This is a genomic window from Pseudarthrobacter sp. GQ63 (genome assembly GCF_059758765.1).
In genome coordinates, this window is the sequence record NZ_JCAXEF010000008.1 from 70,730 (window position 1) to 90,556 (window position 19,827).

Annotated in this window: 19 protein-coding genes; 7 read left to right on the plus strand and 12 right to left on the minus strand. The window is 67.9% G+C overall.

From position 1 onward, the window contains the following. Nucleotides 1-15: 15 nt before the first annotated feature. Both uvrA and AC6CHP_RS13960 read left to right on the plus strand, forming a co-directional pair. A complete protein-coding gene (gene uvrA, locus AC6CHP_RS13955) occupies nt 16-2,592 on the plus strand; it encodes an excinuclease ABC subunit UvrA (protein ID WP_377194856.1) in 2,577 nt (858 codons plus the stop codon). A gap of 171 nt (nt 2,593-2,763) precedes the next feature. Further along, nucleotides 2,764-3,408 (plus strand): transglycosylase family protein, encoded by a 645-nt coding sequence (locus AC6CHP_RS13960; RefSeq protein ID WP_377194855.1) that lies wholly within the window; start codon nt 2,764-2,766, stop codon nt 3,406-3,408. Nucleotides 3,409-3,555: 147 nt separating this feature from the next. Here AC6CHP_RS13960 and AC6CHP_RS13965 read toward each other — a convergent pair whose 3' ends face one another. After that, entirely contained in the window at nt 3,556-4,143 is a 588-nt protein-coding gene (locus AC6CHP_RS13965) for a hypothetical protein (protein ID WP_104186234.1), read from the minus strand. Nucleotides 4,144-4,299: 156 nt separating this feature from the next. Between AC6CHP_RS13965 and AC6CHP_RS13970 the strand changes: the two genes are divergently transcribed. Beyond that, nucleotides 4,300-5,220, plus strand: coding sequence for an MSMEG_6728 family protein (locus AC6CHP_RS13970; RefSeq protein ID WP_188730819.1), 921 nt, complete (start codon nt 4,300-4,302; stop codon nt 5,218-5,220). A 3-nt stretch (nt 5,221-5,223) separates the two neighbouring features. Further along, entirely contained in the window at nt 5,224-6,084 is an 861-nt protein-coding gene (locus AC6CHP_RS13975) for an SDR family oxidoreductase (RefSeq protein ID WP_188730821.1), read from the plus strand. 51 nt (nt 6,085-6,135) lie between these two features. On the opposite strand, the gene AC6CHP_RS13980 is transcribed toward AC6CHP_RS13975, so the two are convergent. From AC6CHP_RS13980 to AC6CHP_RS14020, 9 genes are all read right to left on the minus strand, one after another. Then, on the minus strand, nt 6,136-7,188 hold the full coding sequence (locus tag AC6CHP_RS13980) for a metallophosphoesterase family protein (RefSeq protein ID WP_498230525.1): 1,053 nt from the start codon (nt 7,186-7,188) through the stop codon (nt 6,136-6,138). After that, the gene (locus AC6CHP_RS13985) at nt 7,185-7,403 is read right to left on the minus strand and encodes a hypothetical protein (RefSeq protein WP_188730825.1); all 219 of its coding nucleotides are present in this window, start codon (nt 7,401-7,403) and stop codon (nt 7,185-7,187) included. Before AC6CHP_RS13985 ends, AC6CHP_RS13980 begins: the two co-directional genes overlap by 4 nt. After that, a complete protein-coding gene (locus AC6CHP_RS13990; RefSeq protein WP_498230527.1) occupies nt 7,400-7,735 on the minus strand; it encodes a hypothetical protein in 336 nt (111 codons plus the stop codon). The genes AC6CHP_RS13985 and AC6CHP_RS13990 overlap by 4 nt, the downstream gene beginning before the upstream one ends. After that, complete coding sequence (locus AC6CHP_RS13995) at nt 7,732-9,510, minus strand: glycosyltransferase (protein ID WP_498230529.1); 1,779 nt, start codon at nt 9,508-9,510, stop codon at nt 7,732-7,734. Before AC6CHP_RS13995 ends, AC6CHP_RS13990 begins: the two co-directional genes overlap by 4 nt. After that, nucleotides 9,507-10,790, minus strand: coding sequence for a lipopolysaccharide biosynthesis protein (locus AC6CHP_RS14000; RefSeq protein WP_498230531.1), 1,284 nt, complete (start codon nt 10,788-10,790; stop codon nt 9,507-9,509). Before AC6CHP_RS14000 ends, AC6CHP_RS13995 begins: the two co-directional genes overlap by 4 nt. Then, nucleotides 10,787-11,599 (minus strand): glycosyltransferase family 2 protein, encoded by an 813-nt coding sequence (locus AC6CHP_RS14005; RefSeq protein ID WP_498230533.1) that lies wholly within the window; start codon nt 11,597-11,599, stop codon nt 10,787-10,789. Before AC6CHP_RS14005 ends, AC6CHP_RS14000 begins: the two co-directional genes overlap by 4 nt. A 12-nt stretch (nt 11,600-11,611) precedes the next feature. Further along, nucleotides 11,612-12,703, minus strand: a complete 1,092-nt coding sequence (locus AC6CHP_RS14010; RefSeq protein ID WP_498230535.1) for a hypothetical protein — start codon at nt 12,701-12,703, stop codon at nt 11,612-11,614. Nucleotides 12,704-12,801: 98 nt separating this feature from the next. Then, the gene (locus AC6CHP_RS14015; RefSeq protein WP_498230537.1) at nt 12,802-13,797 is read right to left on the minus strand and encodes a glycosyltransferase family 2 protein; all 996 of its coding nucleotides are present in this window, start codon (nt 13,795-13,797) and stop codon (nt 12,802-12,804) included. Nucleotides 13,798-13,799: 2 nt separating this feature from the next. Further along, nucleotides 13,800-14,579, minus strand: coding sequence for a glycosyltransferase family 2 protein (locus AC6CHP_RS14020; RefSeq protein WP_229675368.1), 780 nt, complete (start codon nt 14,577-14,579; stop codon nt 13,800-13,802). A 255-nt stretch (nt 14,580-14,834) separates the two neighbouring features. On the opposite strand from AC6CHP_RS14020, the gene AC6CHP_RS14025 reads away from it, so the two are divergent. Continuing rightward, nucleotides 14,835-15,596, plus strand: coding sequence for a YqjF family protein (locus AC6CHP_RS14025; RefSeq protein ID WP_498230627.1), 762 nt, complete (start codon nt 14,835-14,837; stop codon nt 15,594-15,596). A 28-nt stretch (nt 15,597-15,624) separates the two neighbouring features. Here AC6CHP_RS14025 and AC6CHP_RS14030 read toward each other — a convergent pair whose 3' ends face one another. Beyond that, nucleotides 15,625-15,945 carry a hypothetical protein gene (locus tag AC6CHP_RS14030; protein WP_188730839.1) on the minus strand — a complete coding sequence of 107 codons (321 nt, stop codon included), beginning with the start codon at nt 15,943-15,945 and terminating at the stop codon, nt 15,625-15,627. A 111-nt stretch (nt 15,946-16,056) separates the two neighbouring features. Between AC6CHP_RS14030 and AC6CHP_RS14035 the strand changes: the two genes are divergently transcribed. Further along, nucleotides 16,057-16,851, plus strand: coding sequence for a ZIP family metal transporter (locus AC6CHP_RS14035; protein ID WP_188730841.1), 795 nt, complete (start codon nt 16,057-16,059; stop codon nt 16,849-16,851). A gap of 15 nt (nt 16,852-16,866) precedes the next feature. Here the strand turns inward: AC6CHP_RS14035 and AC6CHP_RS14040 are convergent, their stop codons facing one another. After that, a complete protein-coding gene (locus AC6CHP_RS14040) occupies nt 16,867-19,278 on the minus strand; it encodes a Tex family protein (protein ID WP_498230540.1) in 2,412 nt (803 codons plus the stop codon). Between the two features lie 134 nt (nt 19,279-19,412). On the opposite strand from AC6CHP_RS14040, the gene AC6CHP_RS14045 reads away from it, so the two are divergent. Further along, a complete protein-coding gene (locus AC6CHP_RS14045) occupies nt 19,413-19,730 on the plus strand; it encodes a hypothetical protein (protein ID WP_104186219.1) in 318 nt (105 codons plus the stop codon). Nucleotides 19,731-19,827: the final 97 nt, after the last annotated feature.

Consider the following 19,827-nt stretch of genomic DNA (forward strand, 5'->3'; position numbering starts at 1 on the left):
ACTAGAGTCGAACCAATGCAGAACGCTAAGCACGCTGATGACCTGCAGTACCCGGTTCCTGCCCCGGCCACCGACGGCTTTGTCCGGGTCCGGGGAGCCCGCGAAAACAATCTCCGCAACGTGGATGTGGATGTCCCGCGCGATGCGATCGTGGCGTTCACCGGCGTCTCCGGGTCCGGCAAGTCCTCCCTGGCGTTCGGCACCATCTATGCCGAGGCCCAGCGGCGCTACTTCGAATCCGTCGCCCCATACGCCCGCCGCCTGATCCAGCAGGGGCACAACCCCAAGGTGGAGCTGATCAGCGGGCTGCCTCCCGCCGTCGCCCTTCAACAGCGCCGCGGCGCTCCCAGCAGCCGGTCCACGGTGGGAACCGTCACAACGCTCTCCAACTCCCTCCGCATGCTGTTCTCCCGGGCGGGCACGTACCCGGCCGGCAGCACCCAGCTGGACTCTGACGCCTTCTCCCCCAACACCGCCGCCGGCGCCTGCCGGGAATGCCACGGCCTGGGCGTCGCGCACACCGTGACAGAGTCCTCGCTGGTCCCCGATCCGTCCCTGACCATCCGAGACGGCGCCATCGCGGCCTGGCCGGGCGCTTGGCAGGGGAAGAACCTGCGGGACATCCTCACCCACCTGGGCTACGACGTCGATGTCCCGTGGCGCAAGCTGCCCAAAAAACACCGTGACTGGATCCTCTTCACCGAGGAACAGCCCGTGGTGGAAGTGACACCGCAGAGGGACCGCGTGGCCAAACCCTACAAGGGGCGGTTCTGGAGCGCCAGGAGCTATGTCCTCCATACGCTGGCCGATTCGCAGAGCGCCTCCATGCGTGAGCGCGTACTGGCCTTCATGGAGTCCGGGCCGTGCCCCCGCTGTTCCGGGACGGGCCTGGTGCCCGAGGCCTTGGCCGTCACGTTTGCGGGCAGGACCATTGCGGAACTCAACGGGCTCCCCATGGTGGAACTCGCCGAGGTTGTCCGTCCCACCGCTGTATTGGACGACGCCGGTACGGCCTCCCGCACGCAGCTTTCCGGAGAATCCAATGAGGTGGCGGTGGCCATCACCCGGGACCTGCTCCAGCGCATCACGGTCCTGCTGGACCTCGGGCTCGGTTATCTGGCTCTCGGCCGGGCCACCCCCACCCTTTCGCCGGGCGAGATGCAGCGGCTCAGGATTGCCACGCAGCTGCGGTCCGGCCTGTTCGGTGTGATCTACGTGCTGGATGAGCCATCTGCCGGGCTTCATCCGGCCGACGCCGAGCCGCTCCTGGAGGTGCTTGAGCAGCTGAAGTCCTCCGGCAACTCGGTGTTCGTGGTGGAGCACAACATGGATGTGGTGCGCAGGGCGGACTGGCTGGTTGACGTGGGCCCCCGCGCCGGCGAAGGCGGCGGCGAAGTGCTCTATAGCGGGCCGGTTGACGGCCTCGCCGCGGTTGAGGAGTCCGTCACCAGGCCGTTCCTGTTCGACGACGGCGGATCCGTCCCGCGCGGCAGTTCCGGTGCCGGCGGGGCCAGGAAACCGGAGGAATGGCTGGAGCTGAAGGACATCACCCGGCACAACCTGCGCGGGCTGGATGCCGAGTTCCCCCTGGGCGTGCTGACGGCGGTCACCGGGGTATCCGGCTCCGGCAAGTCCACGCTGGTGAGCAAGGTCCTGGGCGAGGCTGTGGGCTCAGGACTCAGGACCCCCGCGGAGCAGGAAGGCTCCGCGGAGCCCCTGGAGCTGGGCAGCGTCCTCGGCAGCCACCGCATTGACCGCCTGGTGACTGTGGACCAGAAGCCCATCGGCCGGACCCCGCGGTCCAACCTGGCCACCTACACCGGGCTGTTCGACGCCGTCCGCAAGGAATTCGCCGCCACGGAGCAGGCCAGGGCCCGCGGCTTCGGCGCCGGCAGGTTTTCCTTCAACGTGGCAGGCGGGCGCTGCGAAACCTGCCAGGGCGAGGGGTTCGTCGCCGTCGAACTGCTTTTCCTTCCCGGCAGCTACGGCCCGTGCCCGGAGTGCGCCGGGTCCCGCTACAACCCTGAGACCCTTGAGGTGCAGTACCGCGGCCGGAACATCGCCGAGGTCCTGGCCATGACGGTGGATGCCGCATCCGGGTTCCTGGCCGCCGTGCCCGCTGCGGCCAGGAGCCTCAAGAGCCTGCGGGATGTTGGCCTGGGCTACCTGCGGCTGGGGCAGCCAGCCACAGAGCTCTCAGGCGGGGAAGCGCAGCGAATCAAGCTGGCCACGGAGCTGCAGCGGGCACAGCGCGGCCACAGCCTCTACCTCCTGGATGAACCCACCACCGGCCTGCACCCCGCCGACGTGCAGCTCCTGATGGCACAGCTCCACGGCCTGGTGGGCGCCGGCAACTCAGTGGTGGTGGTTGAACACGACATGGCCGTGGTTGCCGGCGCCGACTGGGTCATTGACCTCGGCCCGTCAGGAGGGGACAAGGGCGGCCGGATCATGGCAACCGGGACGCCTGCCGCCGTTGCCCGTTCCACCGAAAGCCGCACCGCCCCGTACCTGGCAACCGCGCTCGGTCAGGGAATCACCAGCCAACGCCCAGAAACATCTCGATTTGATAACGGCGGCGCAATGTCTTAGCGTGAAAGGCATGCCCGCCGCTGGCGGACCCATGAATGCCCGGTGCTGCCTTCACCACAACTGCCCAGCAGGCAGCCACCGAAACGACCTCTATTCGTCAGGGGCGGGCAGTGGCGCGATGATCTCCGGGGACGGAAGCAGCGCAGGTGGCCTTCAGGAGCATCACCCATCATGAAAAACACCAAATTCCGTACTGCCGCACGCCGCGGAGCAACTGTAGCCGCCATCTCCGCTGCAGGCCTGGCTCTCTCAGCCACCGCTGCCAATGCCACCAGCACCTCCACGTGGGATGCCCTGGCACAGTGCGAGAGCAGCGGCAACTGGTCCATCAACACCGGCAACGGCTACTCCGGCGGCCTGCAGTTCAGCCCCACCACCTGGGCTGCCTTCGGCGGCACGGGTTCCGCCGCTGACGCCAGCCGCGAGCAGCAGATCGCCGTTGCTGAGCGGGTCCAGGCCTCGCAGGGCTGGGGCGCCTGGCCCTCCTGCTCCGCCCAGCTGGGCCTGAGCGGCAGCGGCACCGGCGTTGCGCCGCAGTCCGTTCCGGTCCAGAGCGCACCCGTGCAGGCGGCTCCGGTCCAGGCCGCACCGGTGCAGCAGAGCGCACCCGTGCAGGCGGCTCCGGTTGCGAAGCACGTAACGGCCGTGGCCCTCAGCGGAGAGACCTACACGCTGCAGGCCGGGGACACGTTGAGCATCGTGGCTGAGAAGCTGGGGATCCAGGGCGGCTGGCAGCACCTTGCCGACGCCAACCTGGACACCATTGCGGATCCCAACCTTGTATTCGCGGGACAGGTCATCCAGCTTCCGGCCTAGTGGCTGTTGAGGCAGCTGCCCTTCGGGGCACCAAAATCAGGTCGGCGATAGACAAATTCCGTTGACCGCGTACGACGCCGGCACGCCCCCACAAGGGGATGTGCCGGCGTCGTTCTTTAACGCTTGCAGGTCGCAGCCAGGGGGTCCTTATGCGGCGGCGGGCAGTTCCCTGACGATCCGCACCTTCCAGGCCGAATCGTCGCTGGTGTCCAGCAGGGCAACTGTGCCGTGGGCCAGGTTGAGGGCGACGCGCTTGGCTGCGAGCAGCTCAAGGTAGAGGTGCTCGTTCATTCTTGCGGGGGTATCGATCATGTATTTCACGGCGTCGCGGACCTTGCGGTAGTTCGCGCTGCTTTCACGGTGCTTGTGCAGTTCCAGGGCAGAGCGCTGCTTCAGCCGCGGCTCGTGCCGGTTCAGCCAGGTGACGGCGGCGTGGACGGCAACCACGAGGGTGAGCGAAACGCCGTAGATCCACCAGCCGCTCGAGAGCAGGAAGAGCGGCAGGTTTCCGATGGCCACGATGGCGATCACAATGCGGAGCGCGGCGATGCGGCGCATTGTCAGGGCGACTGCGGCCATGCCGTCGCGGAAGCGGTGCTGTTCCTTGCGGGCCGCGGCGGGATCAAGGGTGAACTCGTCAAGGACAAGAATGCCCTTTGCTTCCGGGCCCAGCATCTGCCCGTAGCGGGGCAGGGCGGGGGTGGTGGCGGTGGTCTTTTCAGGTGTTGATGTCATGAGGGAGCTTCCAAAACGCTGGGGTGGTTGCGGTGATCTTAGTGGGTGGAGGACACTTGCGTATGCATAGGTCCACCATGTGGACATCCGGCCCTTACGCATGTGGTCCGTGGCACTGCAATTGGCACATCCGCCAGGTGCCGTCAGACTGAAGGGATGCAAACCTTCCTCCCGTACCCTGATTTCCGGCAGAGCGCCGCTGCCCTGGACACCGCCAGGCTGGGCAAGCAGCGCGTTGAGGCGCTGCAGACACTGCGAGCCCTGGTGATTCCCGGCTACGGCTGGCAGACCCACCCGGCCATCCGGATGTGGATGGGGTACGTGCCGGCCCTCACCATGTACGGGCTGGCAATGGTTGACGAGTGGACCAAGCGCGGGCACCCGGACAACACCCGGGCCAACATCGCGGAGTTCGCGCCGCAGGCAGCCCACCCGGATTACGCGGCGAAGATCCCCATGCCGCCGTGGCTTGGCGACCCGGATTTCCACCTGAGCCACCGCTCCAAGCTGGTGCGCAAGGAACCCAAGTTCTACACCCCGGTCTTCGCGGATGCGATACCGGAGATGGACTACGTCTGGCCGGAGCCGCGCCATGAGTTCCTGCCGCAGGAGCCTGAGGGTGACATCCTGTGGATCCTGAGGTCCCCGCACGACGACGTCGATCCCCAGACGCTCGATACCGTGGCCCTTCCGCCGGTGAACGGGAGCACCGCTGCCGCCGCTGATGCGCCGGGTGCGGACGGGGACTACTCCCCCGTGTTCGTCGACGACGGGTCCCGGCGCCCGTCCCGTCAGTCCCGCAAAGCACCGCCCAAGCAACTGGTGAAGAAGCCCACCCGGAAGCGGCTGGCGCAGGAGGAGGCCTTCTCGACCCTTCCCGGAAAGACGCCCGTTGCCGTCCCGTTCGAGCATGGCGCAAAGTTCGCGGTGGGGCAGGTGGTCGGCCGGCCCATCACGCTGGAGGACGGCAGGTTCGGCAGGAACTTCACGGTCACCGAAGTCATCGACCGTTCCGCGTTCACCTACCCGGCGCTCCTGCAGGACCCGCGCGTGTTCTTCCCGGTGGAGGCACCGTAACCCATGACCATCCTCCTCGCCGGCTGTGGTGACCTGGGGACCGAAGCCGGGCTGCGGTTCCACGCCCTGGGCCACCGCGTGGTGGGCTGGCGCCGCTCCCCCGCGAAACTGCCGGCCGCCATCGAAGGTGTCGCGGCTGACCTGGGCGCACCCGGACTGCCGCCGGTTCCCGCCGACACCACCGCCGTCGTCATAGCCGTTGCTGCCGATTCGCCCTCCGAGGAGGCCTACCGCGCGGCCTATGTGAATGGATCCGCCCACGTCCTCGACGCCCTGGAACGCGACGGCGTACAGCCGGGCCGGGTGCTCTTTGTTTCCTCCACCGCCGTCTACGGTGATGCCGGGGGCGGCTGGGTGGATGAGGACACCCCGACTGCGCCCGGCGGGTTTTCCGGACGCGTCCTGCTGGAAGCCGAGCAGCTCATCCGGGACCGGTTCAGCGGCACGGCCACCACAGCGACGTCCCTCCGCCTGGGCGGCATCTATGGCCCTGGGCGCACCAGGTTGATCGACCAGGTCCGCACCGGTTCCGCCGTTGTTCCGGAGGATATCCGGTACACCAACCGCATCCACCGGGACGACGCTGCTGCTGCCATGGTCCACCTCACGACGATGGCCGCCAATCCCGAAGCAACCTATGTTGGCGTGGACAACGATCCCGCCGATCTTGGCACGGTACTGCGCTTCCTCGCCACGGAGATGGGCCTCGCGGAGCCCCCGGTGGGCGATGCCGGGCCGGCGCGGGGCGGCAACAAGCGCTGCAGCAACGGACTCCTGCGCAGCACCGGATTCGCGTTCACCTATCCTTCATTCCGCGAGGGGTACCGGGCCGTCCTCGCCGGCGCCGGGGTTCGCCACCCCTAGCTCCCGCCTGGCTGCCGGCGCCGGCGCAGTGCTGCAGCCGGCCGGTGCGGCTCAGCCGGCGTCCGGACGCCAGTACCGCAGCCCGCCGCTGGTGCCGCCGTCGGGGGCGACGTCCACCACGGCATACGGGAATACCCGGCGGTCCGACTGGTCGGGCCCGCGGCCGCGCACGTCAGAACACCAGGTGCCGGTGTTGACGTACCGGGTGGCGCAGGCCCCGAGGGACGACTCAAGGGCACGGTGGGTATGGCCCGACAGGTACCAGGCCACCCCGGCACCGTGCGCCTCAAGGGTACGGGCCACCCGGACCGCCGCGGCAGGGGCCTTTCCGCCGGCGGCGCTGCGCCCGGCGGCCGCGAGCGCCATGCGGGTAGCGGCCGCCGGGAGCGCGGACACGGTCCGGAACCGGGACAGGCGCGCCAAGTCCCGGACAGCCACCCCGTCAAGCCCCAGCCGGAACGACTCGGCCTGCAACAGCTCGGCGTATGCGGGCTCCCGCACGCGGCGTTCCGCCCGCTCGGACGCCAGGCAGGCCTGGGCAACCGCCCCGGCACGGCCCAGGCGCGACCTTGACTGATCGGCGTTCCAGGCGGCGAGCGGGGGCAGGTCCAGTCCGTCGGTGCCGTTGACCGCAGCGCGGAGAATGTCGGGTATGCGGTGCAGCGCGTGGTGCTGGTGCCCGTGCTCGGCCACCAGCACGCGGGGCACGTGCAGGAACCACGGGTGCACCTGGACCCGTGCGGGCTCGGCCGGTGACAGCAGCGCCGCCAGGCGGGCAGCCACCGAGGGGCGGGCCAGCTCCACGTCGTGGTTGCCGCACACGAAGTGCAGTTGCACGCCCCGCGCCGCACACTCCTCCAGCGCCTGGAACGTTCCGGGATGGCGGGCGCGGATGGACTCAAGCCGGGCCACGCTCCCGTCCCCGCTGCAGCCGACCAGCTCGAACGTGTCGCCCACGAACGCGACGTGCTGCTGCGGACCGGAGGCTGCGAGCACCTCGCGCCGCAGGAACCCGGTCAGCATCCTGCCTGGATACCGGGGATCGCGGTCCGTCACGCCCAGATGGAGGTCGCTGAGGAGCAGCCACCGCGCGGCGCCGCTCATACGAGCAGTCCCAGCACGCGTGGAAGGAAGAGGACCAGGTACATCACCCACATGGCGGCAACCACCCTGGTGCCCACGGTCCGGCCGAGGATCCTTGGACGCGCGGGCTGCCCGGTGTCCGGTTGCGTGCGCCGGACCTCGAGCGCGACGAGGGTAAAAAGCAGTGCTGCGGCCGCGAGCAGGCCCGCCAGGTCGATCAACACGTCGATCATCATGCCGTCTCCCTTCGCGCGCGGGCCAGGCAGGCGAGGACGGTGATGGCGCCCATCGTGACGACGCACGCCTGCCACGACCAGACAGCGAGGTAGAACATCGCCGTGGACACCGCCGTGAGGGTGGCGAGGCCGAGCGCCAGGACGAGCAGTGCGCCGAGCGCGGCGTCGGTCACCGGCGTGAGCCGGGCCAGGGCCTGCCCCGGGAGCAGGACGAGGACGGCCGTCGCCGCCACCGCCTGCAGCGGTGTCGGCAGCCCGACGAGCGTCACCAGCGACAGTGCCACCGCCGCAAGACCGAGCGCCAGGGTAAGCCGGTTGACGCTGCCGCTCATGGCGCCACCCGGTACGCACGTGCGTCGGCGTTGCCGAACACGAACTCCACGCCGTCCTGTGCCCCCAGCCAGTCCTCCAGTTCGGCGAAGCCGCTCTCGCTGGTGGCACCCTGCAGCACGAGGCTCGCCTCTGACGAGCGCGTGAGCAGCAGCACGGCACCGGCAGGGTTGTGCCGGGCGTAGTTGTAGACGAGGGGGCCGCACACCTCCGCTGACAAGTCCGTTTGGCACAGTTCGTCGATCGTCCGATACTTGTTCTCAAGGTAGGAGTCGCTGCGCCAAGGCGTCGGGTGGGCGGCCGAGATGATCGCGGAGCCTGGGGGCGCCAGACGCTGTGCGGCGACGACGGCGGCCATCTCGCCGTCGGTGAAGACGTCATACTGGGCGTTCCCGAAGCGCCCTGTCACGGTCAGCATGGCCAGCAGGGTGCAGGCCAGGGCTAGCCCGGCCGCGGCTCCGGCAGAGGGGCGCCTGGTGCGATGCGTGGGAAGCAGGACCGAGCAGGCCAGGACCGCCACGAAGGGCAGCGCGAACAGCGAAACGCGGATGAGCATCTCCCCGCCGTACAGCTGTGCGGGGAAAAGCAGCAGCGGGCTGACAGCCAGGAGGACCACCCTGATGTCGAGGCGCCCCCTGCGCCAGTCGCGCAGCGCTCCCACCGCCGCGAGCAGCCACAGCACCACCGTGAGGGCCATCCGGACCTGGACCACAAACACGTGCCCGGGGGTCCCGCTCACGCGGTCGACGACGTTTGCCTCGGCCGCGGCCAGCAGGCCTGCGTCCTCCAGGGGCGGGTGGCCCACGAGGTAGGCACTGGCGGGGTAGACGAGCCAGAGTGACAGCACCACAGCGGTGATCAGGGGCAGCCGGCTGGGCCAGACACGTCCGCTCAGGGTGAGGGCGATCATGGCGATGAGCAGCATGAACGGCGTCAACTGGTGGCTCGCGCAGATGACCGTGACGAGCAGGATAACCACCGCGATGGCGCTTACCCGGTGGGCATGCCGCGGCTCGGCGGGCGACCGCCGCCGCCACCACGATTCAAGGGCGGTGCGTTTGAAGCCGCCGAAGGCCGGGGCCCGTGCGGCCAGGGGCCCGACGAGCAGTGCCACGACGACAAGGTAGAGGAAGAATCCGAAGGCCTGGGGCGAAAGGTAATCCTGGTCCTGCCAGTTGCCGAGGCAGAAGAGCCATAGCGCAAGCCACCGACGCCGCGGATCGCGCGTCAGATAACGTGTCAGCACGCCCATGGCGGCGAGCCACAGACCCATGTTGAAAACCGGTGCCCAGAGGGCAACGGCGACCGGGTCGAGGCCGGTCGCCCCCAGGATGGTCGCCAGGAGGGCGAAGAAGCCCGGCCAGTTGAAGTACGCGTCGATGTCTGGGTTGATCCCCTGGGTCTCGGAGAGGGCGTCGGCGATGCCGAGGTGGCGGAAGGCGACCTCCCCCCGCGGGATATCCGTCACGAAGGCCGCGGTCCCGAAGAGCATGAGCACGAGCACCCCGATGAGCCACAGCATGACCGGGCGGCGTGCCGGGCCCTCGTCGTCGCCTCGCAGAGCGACGGCGAAGGCGACGTTAAGGAGCAGGACCCCAGCCCAGAACGGGTAGGGCAGCACGGCGAGGAGCCCTAGGTCGCTATTAATGGGTACCTCCACCGTGGAGGCGGCCCCCGCGGCGAGAGCCAGGGACGCGGCGCCAGCCACAACGCACCCCACGTCGCGGAGCTTCCAGCGTCGCTCGGTACGGCTGGGGGCATCGATCGTGCTGGTCATCGCGAGTCCTGCTTGACTCGCCGGAGGACGGCCACCAGCCGGATGCCGGCCCCCGCTGCACCGATGGAGAGCACCACCAGCCAGGCAAGCGCCATGGCGCTGGCCCCACGCTCGGCGGCCAGGAGGGCTCCGACGCAGAGGGCGGCTCCGAGCGTCACGCCAACGATGATCGCCTCAGCGTAGCGTCCGCGGGCCCGGCACACGGCGTTGTAGGCCTGCAGCACGGCATATGCCACCAGTCCTGCCGCCAACAGCCGCAGGGCGTCCGCGGACGAGTCGGCGTAGCGCTCGCCCATCAGCCCGAGCAGCGGGCGGGCAAAGACGACGAGGACGACGGCGGCCAGGCCTCCTACGGCGAGCGACCATCGGAGGCTCGCCCAGGTGGTGGCTACCAGGCGGCCCGGCTCGCGGACACCTTCGGAAAACTGGACGATGCCCATCAGCATGGGAGCGGTGTAGGCGGCCCAGGCCATCATCCAGGCGGGATACCAGTAGGCGGCTGCCTCCGGCGACACCAGGTGCGCGAGCAGGAGTGGTAGCAGCAGCCCGGGAGCGCGCTCGGTCAGCGTCAGGATCTGGTTCGGCAGGCCCAGGGCCAGCAGTGAACGGCCGCGCGCCGCACGCAAGGTGGGCCTCGGCCGGTAGCCGACCAGTCTTCGCAGTTGGATCGCACCCACGACGCACGCCACGGTGGTCCCGAGCGTCCAGCAGGCCATCAGCACATCGGCGGAGGCACCGTGCGCCCGCCAGGCCACGAGCCCCGCGGCCCCGAGTGCCACGCCGCCGCCCAACGCGTACCTTGGGGCTGCGCTGGCACCTCGTCCCAGGGCTACGAGCGCCTGGTCCAGCACGATGACCAGGGTGCCGGTGACGGCAGCAACAAGGAAAGTGAGCCAGAAGAGAACCGACAGGGAGGCTGTATCCGGCGTCACGGCCGCCTGCAGCACAAGGTAGCCGAGGGCCAGTCCGGGGCCCGCCACCCCCACGATGGCGAACGCGGCGTCCAGCACCCGCGCGGGCGGCTCCCCGCGTCCCACCGAGACGATCACGGCCGACCCTGCACCGAGCACCGCGAGCTGCGTGCAGAGCATCACCGCCGAGACCGCGGCCATGGTGAGCCCGACCTCGCGGTCGGACGTAGCGCGCGCGGCCACGACCCAGAAAGCGAAACCTGCGCCCGTCTGGGCGGCTTTTGCGACGACGAGGCCGAGCGAGCTGCGCAGGGCGGAGTGCCGGACGGTTGAGGCGTCCGTCTCGGCTGTTCCCCGCCCAGCCCTCACGACGCGAGACCCCGCGCCAGGCCTGCGTAGTTGTACCAGCAGAAGGCAACGTAGTAGCGCAGCCACCGGGGCTGGCCCGCCGCAAGGCTCAAGGCGCTGCCCCGGACTGCCGCGGCGGCGGGCAGCAGCGCCAGCCTCGCACCGCGCCAGCCGTGTTTGCGGATCATCTTGCCCAGTCCGGTTCCGTCCATGAGGAACTGGTCGAGCGCGAAGTCGAAATCGTCTGCAGCGAAGCGGTGTTCGACCATCACTCGCTGCGACACAGCAGTCCGCAGGCCCGAGTCCCGCATCCGCCAGCGCAGCTCAATGTCCTCCCCCGACCTAAACGAGTCGTCGAAACCCATACCCAGCATCAGTTCCCGGTCAACGAGCGTGGCGACGAGCCCGAACCAGTTGCGGCTGCGCCCGGTGCGATGGTGGTGTGCGAGCGCCTGTCCCCAGTATCCCGGTCCGCCGACACTCTCCAACCCGGCCTGGAGGGCGTCATAGCCGCCCTCCACCAGCTCTGTCAGCAGGTCGGCGACCCCCGTGGGCCCGAACACCACGTCGGAGTCGACCAGCAGGACCCAACGGGTGCTGCTGTTCCGCACACCGAGTGTTCTCGCCCACGGCAGGCCGCGGCCCTCGTCGCTGACCACCCGGGCGCCGGCGGCACGGGCGATGGCGACGGTTCCGTCCGTGGAGCATCCGTCCACCACGATGATCTCGGCGACCCCCGACTCTCGCAGGGCCTCCAGGCAACGGGGCAGCATAAGTTCCGCGTTGCGGGCAGGGACAACCGCGGTGACCTCGGCAGGACTGTGATCCACGGTGTCCGCCCCCTAGGCCTGCTCGTCGAGGACCGACGGCAGCAGCTGTTCGAGATGCCGGACAATGTCGTCCGATGCCTCGTCTGCCGTGTACGCGGAAGGCACCTGCAGCAGGTGGCAGGGCCGTCCGTCGAGTGCCTTGCTCAGCACGACCCCCTTGGCCGCGAAGTGCTCCCGCCACGGGACAACGGACGTGGCCGCCAGGCCGGTCACAATTTGTTGCGAAAAGCCCGCCATCTCGATATGGAAGTTGCCGATCATGCGGTCGACCATCCAATCCGCTGTCCGCTCGAGAATCCGGGTCCGTGTGCCTTCGAAGCGCTCGACGTACACTGCGGCCGCAAGTGGGGCCGCAGTGGTGACTTTCCGTCCGGGGAACGCGGTCTCCGCCGTCACCATGCGGTGCTCCGGCGACCATCTCCGGGAGAAGTCCGCAAGACGCGGATAACGGATGACGTACGGGTGCACGATCGTTGTGAGCCTGCCGACGCTCTGCGAGAGCCGCGACGGCACGAGGGGCTTCCGGACACCTTCGAACAGGTGCGGGTAGATGGCCCGGTGATGGGGTTTGATGAACATAGGCTTTGCGTAGCCGAGCAGTGTGGCGTCCTCGGCGAGGAAGGCCCAGTCGTCACCCATGAACGACCACCCGTCGCGGCGCATCAGCTTGGCGGCGGTGCTCGTTTTGCCGGTGCCACCGGCGGCGGGAAGCGCGATGGCCTGGCCCCGGTAAGCCATTGTTGCCGCGTGGATCATGGCGGCTCCCCGGCCGATCATGGCGGCGTCCAGGACAGGTACCACGGAGGTCAGCAGCTCGCCCGCGCCGTGGATGCGCCACTGTTCTCCGTCCCTCACCACCTGGACCCTGTCGGCATTGAAGCGGACGCTGTCCTCCGTATAGGCAAGCTCGTGCTCGAGCAGGCCCGCATCAGGCATCGGCTCCGGCTGGTCATCGACGACAATGTCGGCCGGCCGCTCGGCGTCGGTGGCGAAACAGGCCAGCATGCTCCGGAGCTGGTGGGCTGCCGGCGCCTTGGCGTCGACGCGGATCGTGACGCGTCCGTGGATATCGAAGTGCAGTGCGTTGGTCTGCGAGGTGCGCATTGTCGTCCCCTGTCTGGGTGGTGTCGGTCAGATGATGTGGACGGCGCCGGCCGTGTCCACGGTGTCCGCGGTGGCGTCGCGGTGGCAGGTGGCGACGTTCACTGCACCTCCCGCCACGGACTGACCCCGGCCAGGACCGGCTGGTCCAGGGGGCGCCCGGGAAAGTGGGCAAGGTGGCGTCCCCGGAAGTAACCCGCAGACGTAAAGGCCACGACCGCCACCACGGCAACCGCGCGGCCAAGGCCGGCAGGATCGCCACGGCTCCAGTCCCTCATCCCTGCAAAGATGGCACGGGGCAGGATTCTTCGGACGTACCTGCGCTCGGGGCCCAGGGCCCGCTTGTGCCCTACGATGTGGCTGACCTGGGCCTTGGAGATACCTTCCGACCAGGACCTTGAAAGCATGTAGCGGACCGTTCCCCTGCTGGCGGGTACATGGTGGCGCACCAGCGCGGCCGGCTCGTAAACGATGCGGGATCCGGGCGCCCCCATCTTCGACCGAATGCAGATCTCGGTTTCCTCGCAGCCCAGCGGGATGGAACCACGCCGGCCCAAGGAGAGGTTGAAACCGCCCACCGTTCGTATGACATCGAGCCGGAACGACATATTGGCACCAATGACGTTCCTGACCTCGGTTGCAACCCGTGGCAGGCCCCGGTGGCTGCAGCCAACGATCCAGTCCAGCTCTTCACCGAAGTACCCGGGACGGCCCTTTTCCCAGACAGGTACCACCCGCCCGCCCACTGCCAGCACCTCGGGATCGTCGTACAGGGTGATCAGGCGTTCCAGCCAGTCCGGCGCGGCCTCTGCGTCATCGTCGAGAAAGGCGACGACGTCTGAATCCGCCAGGCCCACGCCAGTGTTGCGTGCCCCGGAAAGTCCGCGGGGGCCGGTGTTCCGGACGACGGTGACGTCATCGACGGTCTTGGTTAATTGCTCGAAGAGTTCCTCGTTGTGGTCAACAACCACGAAGACTTCGTTGGGTGCCCAGGTCTGCAAGCGGAGGGAATCGATGACGTCCAGCAGCCACACCCAGCGTTCAGCCGTGTAAGCGCAGATGATCACGGTGACCGTAGGGAACACAACATGCGTCATGTTCACGCCACGCTTATGGCAGGAAGGACACTCATCGGATCGGTGGGCGTTCGCGGGAAGCTCACATTGGCATAGGCGTACTTCACGCGACGCAGCGCCTCGGGACGTGCACCGGCAGTGGGGGCCTCCCAGAGGAGGCACTCGTGTGCCATTGTCCCCAGCACCCGCCAGCCGTCCCGGAAAGTCTGGAGGTTTGATGCCCCGGAGATGCGGTTCAACTCCAGGCTGGGGACCTCGGCTATCCGGAGGCCGGCCTTGGCGGCCCTGACGATCAGCTCAGTCTCGATCTCGAATCCGTCGGATTCCAGCTGCAGGACGTCCAGGCACTCCCGCCGGAATGCGATGTAGCCGTAGCAAAGATCAGAGTAGTTGCTGTGCAGGACCGCGTTGGCCAGCCCGGTCAGCGCACGGTTTCCTGTGCGCCGCAGCCACGTCAGGTCCTCCGACCCCCCTCCCGTGACGTACCGGGAGCCTTTGACGAAGTCGTAGTCGTGCTGGAGTGGAGAAATGAACCAGCCGATTTCCCTTGGATCCATGCTTCCGTCGGCGTCGAGCATGACGATGATATCGCCCGTGGCTGCGGCAAATCCTGACCGCAGCGCGACGCCTTTGCCTTTGCGCAGCTCGTTCACCACCACGATGTCCTTGCGCAGTGCTTGGGCCACCCCGACGGTGTTGTCCGTGGAACGGCCGTCAACGATCACCACCTCGTCCACATACAACGGCATGCGCCGAAGGACCCAGGGGATGTTTTGGGCCTCGTTCAGGGTGGGAATGACCACGCTGATAGACGCTCCCTCCGGCGCGGCCGAAGGCTTAGAAAAAGAGTTTGGGGGCTGGGTGGAAATGGACAAACGCCTCACCACTTCACTGGACTTAGAGAACTCCGGCCGCTGGACGCCCCACTGCAGGAGCAATCACCGGGCCTTGGTTCCTTCCTCGGCCCCGGGTAGGTTGAGCATAGGGTCGGCCCCGCAAGGTAGACACCAGTAATGTGTACTCGCTTTAATATCGCGTCCTACGTAGGGATCCTGGCCATGGAACAACGCCCGAGCGCCGCTGCCCTCTGGCCCGATCCGCCTGGCCTGCCCCTGCCAACCATCATGGACCAGCGCTGGCTTGACGCGGTTTTCCTGCATTGGCGGATCCCGGAATCATCCGCTGCCCGGTTCATGCCGCCAGGGGTGGCGCCGGACGTATTCGACGGCTGTTCCTGGGTGGGCCTCATCGGCTTCCGCATGAAGGGCGCCGGAATAGGTCGCGGGCCCGGAATTCCGTACCTGGGCAGCTTCAACGAGGTCAACGTGCGCCTCTACTCGCGGGAGCCGGACGGAACCAGGGGCGTGGTGTTCCTGAGCCTTGACGCGAACCGGCTTCCCGTTGTCCTGGCTGCCCGGCAAGCGGGAATACCGTATGTGTGGTCCCGCATCCGGTCATGGGGAACACCGCCTGAAGACGTGGGTGGCGGCCCCAGCGGCTATTCCGTCAGCCGCTTCCGGAAAGGCGCGTCCAGCCGCTTCAGCGTCACTCCCGACCCACATTCGGTGGCTGACGACCCCCTGTCCATCCACGTCACAGCCCGGTTCGGACTGCACAGCAGATTCCACGGGCGGACCATCCACATCCCCAACACCCATGAACCTTGGGCATTACACAAGGCTGATCTCCACGATCTTCACGATGGACTCATCAGCTCGGCAGGCATTGACGTGGATGGCCCGCCAGAATCGGTCCTGTACTCGCCGGGGGTGCGGACCCAGTTCGGCTGGCCGAGGGTGGTCACCGGCGCTCGGGGTTAAGGCCGGGAGCAAAGCCAGCGCCGGGAAGTCACGCGTCCTGCCAGCCCCGGCCCTCGCTGAAGGTGGCCACGAGCGTTCCGACCCCGGACTGGAGCGAATTGGACGGGTCAAAGTAGAGGGAGCCTTCAGAGGCGCGGCTGTGGCTGATCAGCTGTTCAGCTTCAAGTTTCGCCTCCGGAACGGTGGCACCGATGATGCCAGTCCTGGCTGGCAGCTCCGTGGTGTGCACGGTCTCCGCTCCCGTCTCCGATAACGGAATGGTGGTGCCGGGGTTGATCTCGTGGTGGGGAAAATCAAACCCGGCGTCGTCGCCTGCCGCGGGAATCGTGTACTCCAGGAAATACGTCATGAAACCACCTTTGCAGAATCTCCCTGGCGCCGAAAGCCCGCCTCCGCGGAGGTGTCCACTGAGCCAATGCGGCATCTTCCCACGTCAACCGGACGCTCCTATACTTGCCGGATGATGTCGCTGTGGTTTGGCGTCATAGCATCCAGCGCCCTGGTTCTGGGTGCCTTGATCGGCGTCCGGTTCGAACTGCCCAAGCGGCTGCTGGCCATGCTCCTGGCCTTCGCCGCCGGCGCCCTCATCACCGCCCTCGCTTTCGAACTGTTCGAGGACGCCTACGAACGCGGCGGCATTATCCGCGCCGCCCTTGGCCTGATGCTGGGTGCGGTGGTCTTCACGGTCCTGAGCGCTTTGCTGGACCGGTGGGCACAACCCGGAGACGCAAAGCAGGCCACGGCGGCGGACGAGGTCCAGGGCAGCGCCAAGCTCGATACTGACGCAGCAGCAAGCGACAAACGCCCTACCTCAGCGTCCACAAGCGGGGCGGCCGGACTGGCCTTGCTGGCCGCCGTCACACTGGACGGCGTCCCGGAAAACATGGCCCTTGGAATCTCCCTAGGTGAGGGAACAGGCGGGCTGGCGTTGCTGGCCGCAATCTTTGTCTCCAACTTCCCTGAAGCGCTGGTGGGTTCAGCCTCGATGCGGAGCCAGGGCCGGTCGGCGGGCAGCATCATCGGGCTCTGGGTGGCCTGTGCCGCCCTGCTGGTCATCGCCGTCGTGCTCGGCGCCGGGCCCCTGTCCGGGACCGATCCGGAAGCAATATCCATACCGCTGGCCTTTGCCGCCGGAGCCGTGATCGCGTCCCTCGCGGACACCCTGATGCCGGAGGCCTACGAACACGGCGGCCCCGCGGTAGCCCTCAGCACGGCGGCAGGGTTTGTCCTCGCGTTCGTCCTGTCGCTCGCCTGAACCTCCACGCAACAGCTACTTGCCCAGGCCGGCCTTCCGCAGCGCCTCAGCCATGGCCGTGTTGACGGGAGCTTCCCTCTTCGCAGGCGCGGGCGCCGCAGCGGAACGGCCGGGCGAAGGCGCCTTCCGCCCCGGGCTACCGCCCTGCTCCCTGCCGCGTCCCGGGTTCTGCGGGGTGCCGCCGGCGCGCCCCGTGCCCGTGCGTCCGGCGGCGGGTTCGTCATCGAGCCGCAGCGTCAGGGAGATCCGCTTCCGGTCCGGGTCCGCCTCCAGAACTCTGACGCGGACCACCTGGCCGGACTTCACCACTTCCCGCGGATCGGAGACGAAGCGGTTCGCCATGGCGGACACGTGCACCAGTCCGTCCTGGTGGACCCCCACATCAACGAACGCGCCGAACGCCGCAACGTTCGTCACGGTTCCTTCCAGCACCATCCCTGGTTTGAGGTCGGAAATTTTCTCAATCCCGTCGGAGAAAGTTGCGGCCGCAAACGCGGGACGCGGGTCCCGTCCCGGTTTATCCAGCTCGGACAGGATGTCCTGGACCGTGGGCAGGCCGAACGTCTCGTCCACGAAGTCACGGGGGTCCAAGGAGGAGGCCGGTGCCGATCCCGCCGCGGCCCGGATCTTCCGGGCAACCGAGTACGACTCGGGGTGGACACTGGAGGCGTCCAGCGGCTCCGCTCCCCCATTGATCCGGAGGAAGCCCGCGCACTGCTCGAACGCCTTCGCACCCAGCCGTGGCACCTTCTTCAGGTCATTTCGCCTGGCGAAGGGGCCGTGTTCGTTCCGGTAGGCCACGATGTTCTCGCTCAGCAAGGGTCCGACGCCGGCCACGCGGCTGAGCAGCGCGGGTGAGGCTGTGTTGACGTCCACGCCCACGGCGTTCACGCAGTCCTCCACCACCGCGTCCAGGCTGCGGTCCAGTTTCGAGGCTGTCACATCGTGCTGGTACTGGCCCACGCCAATGGATTTCGGATCGATCTTTACCAGCTCGGCGAGGGGGTCCTGGAGGCGGCGGGCAATGGAAACCGCGCCGCGCAGCGACACGTCCATGCCCGGAAGCTCCGCCCCAGCCAGTGCCGAGGCGGAATACACGGATGCGCCCGCTTCCGAAACCACCAGCTTCTGGGGCTTGCGGTCCACATCCGGCAGCCGCTTGATCAGTTCGGCTGCCAGCTTGTCGGTTTCCCGGGACGCCGTGCCGTTACCGATGGCCACGAGTTCGACGGCGTGCTGCCGGGCCAGCCGGACCAGCGTGGCCAGTGCTTCGTCCCACTTCCGCGAGGGGGCGTGAGGGTACACGGTGTCGGTGGCAACGACCTTGCCGGTGCCGTCCACCACGGCCACTTTGACGCCGGTCCGGAGACCCGGGTCCAGGCCAAGGGTTGCCCGGTTTCCTGCCGGGGCAGCCAGGAGGACGTCCCGCAGGTTCGCCGCGAAAACGCGGACGGCTTCGTCCTCCGCGGCGGCGAACATCCTGCCGCGAAGGTCGGCCGTCAGCCGGGACAGCAAGCGGGAACGCCACGCCACCTGCGCGGTCTGGATCAGCCAAGGGTCGGCGGGACGTCCCCTGTCGGCGACCCCGAGGCACCTGGCCACCGCCGACTCGTAGCGCGTGCGCGCGGCGGCAAGGGCGGCGTCGTCCTGTGGATCTGCCTCGGCAAGGTCCAGCTCCAGGACGCCGTCCTTTTCCCCGCGCAGCAGCGCGAGCACCCGGTGGGACGGCATGCCCGCAGGGGCCTGGGCGAACTCGAAGTAGTCAGCGAACTTCTGGCCGTCGCTTTCCTTCCCCTTCTTCACGCGTGAGACCATGCGGCCCTGCGCCCACAGCCGCTCCCGCAGGTCGGCGGCCAGGTCCGGGTCCTGGGCCACCCGCTCCACCAGGATGGAGCGTGCCCCGGCGAGCGCCGCTGCGGCGTCGGTGATGGCATGTTCTTGGTTGAGGTACTTGCCGGCTTCGCGTTCCGGGTCCAGGTCCGGCCGCTTCAGCAGGGAATCGGCCAGGGGTTCAAGGCCGGCTTCCCGCGCGATCTGCGCTTTGGTCCGCCGCTTGGACTTGAAGGGCAGGTAGATGTCCTCCAGCCGGGACTTGGTGTCCGCCGCGAGGATGGCCGCCTTCAGCTCCGGCGTCAGCTGGCCCTGCGCGTCAATCGCCTCCAGGACTGCACGACGGCGGTCGGCAAGTTCGCGGAGGTAGCGGAGCCGTTCGTCGAGCTCACGGAGCTGGGTGTCGTCCAGCGTCCCGGTGGCTTCCTTGCGGTAGCGGGCGATGAACGGCACGGTGGATCCGCCGTCGAGCAGTTCAACGGCTGCCTTCACCTGCCATGCTTTGACGCCCAGCTCGGCGGCGATCTGGGCATGGATGGCATCGTCCGTTGTCGGGGAGGCGGACGGGGCGGAAGGGGCCTGCGGCAGTTGAGTCACCAGAACATCTTGCCTTACCGGGTTGCGCGGCTCCACTGCTGAGCACGGGTCCGCGCCACACCGGCTGTTCCGGGCAAGGGTATTCCGCTGCCGCCGGCAAAGTGCTGTAGTTGAGGTGCCGTCACAGGCACCCAATGCTCGAGGAAGAGGCCACCATGAGGGAACTGCTTATCATTTTTCAGGAGGGGTTCGACGAGGCCAACATCACCGTGACGGTTAACGGGAAGCAGGCGCGGCGGGATATTGGGGTCTCCACCAATCCGATCCTTGGCATCGCCAACGAGGTGTCCGTGGAGCTGCCGGCGAAGGGCGCTCAGGTGGGCGTGGAGGTGACGAACCGCGGCCTGAAGGCAATCACCAAGGTGAGCGGCAGGCCGAAGAGCGTGCTGGTTTCGATCGAGGACGGCAGGCTTGTCATGAAGGAAGGAACCGGCAGGGAGGCGCTGCTGTAGCGGGTTGAAACAGCTCAAATATGGCCCTAGTAAAAGTCCATTCGCTGGAGTACGATCTGATCACCGCCGGCATCCTGGAGGACCCGGCGGGCCAAAT

Coding starts and splice junctions, on each gene's coding strand:
- AC6CHP_RS13995 (WP_498230529.1), bottom strand. CDS start 9,510: ATGACCAGCACGATCGATGCCCCCAGCCGTACCGAGCGACGCTGGAAG.
- AC6CHP_RS13975 (WP_188730821.1), top strand. CDS start 5,224: ATGACCATCCTCCTCGCCGGCTGTGGTGACCTGGGGACCGAAGCCGGG.
- AC6CHP_RS14030 (WP_188730839.1), bottom strand. CDS start 15,945: ATGACGTATTTCCTGGAGTACACGATTCCCGCGGCAGGCGACGACGCC.
- AC6CHP_RS13980 (WP_498230525.1), bottom strand. CDS start 7,188: ATGAGCGGCGCCGCGCGGTGGCTGCTCCTCAGCGACCTCCATCTGGGC.
- AC6CHP_RS13960 (WP_377194855.1), top strand. CDS start 2,764: ATGAAAAACACCAAATTCCGTACTGCCGCACGCCGCGGAGCAACTGTA.
- AC6CHP_RS14045 (WP_104186219.1), top strand. CDS start 19,413: ATGCTCGAGGAAGAGGCCACCATGAGGGAACTGCTTATCATTTTTCAG.
- AC6CHP_RS13970 (WP_188730819.1), top strand. CDS start 4,300: ATGCAAACCTTCCTCCCGTACCCTGATTTCCGGCAGAGCGCCGCTGCC.
- uvrA (WP_377194856.1), top strand. CDS start 16: ATGCAGAACGCTAAGCACGCTGATGACCTGCAGTACCCGGTTCCTGCC.
- AC6CHP_RS13965 (WP_104186234.1), bottom strand. CDS start 4,143: ATGACATCAACACCTGAAAAGACCACCGCCACCACCCCCGCCCTGCCC.
- AC6CHP_RS13990 (WP_498230527.1), bottom strand. CDS start 7,735: ATGAGCGGCAGCGTCAACCGGCTTACCCTGGCGCTCGGTCTTGCGGCG.
- AC6CHP_RS14025 (WP_498230627.1), top strand. CDS start 14,835: ATGGAACAACGCCCGAGCGCCGCTGCCCTCTGGCCCGATCCGCCTGGC.
- AC6CHP_RS14035 (WP_188730841.1), top strand. CDS start 16,057: ATGATGTCGCTGTGGTTTGGCGTCATAGCATCCAGCGCCCTGGTTCTG.
- AC6CHP_RS13985 (WP_188730825.1), bottom strand. CDS start 7,403: ATGATGATCGACGTGTTGATCGACCTGGCGGGCCTGCTCGCGGCCGCA.
- AC6CHP_RS14010 (WP_498230535.1), bottom strand. CDS start 12,703: ATGCGCACCTCGCAGACCAACGCACTGCACTTCGATATCCACGGACGC.
- AC6CHP_RS14015 (WP_498230537.1), bottom strand. CDS start 13,797: ATGACGCATGTTGTGTTCCCTACGGTCACCGTGATCATCTGCGCTTAC.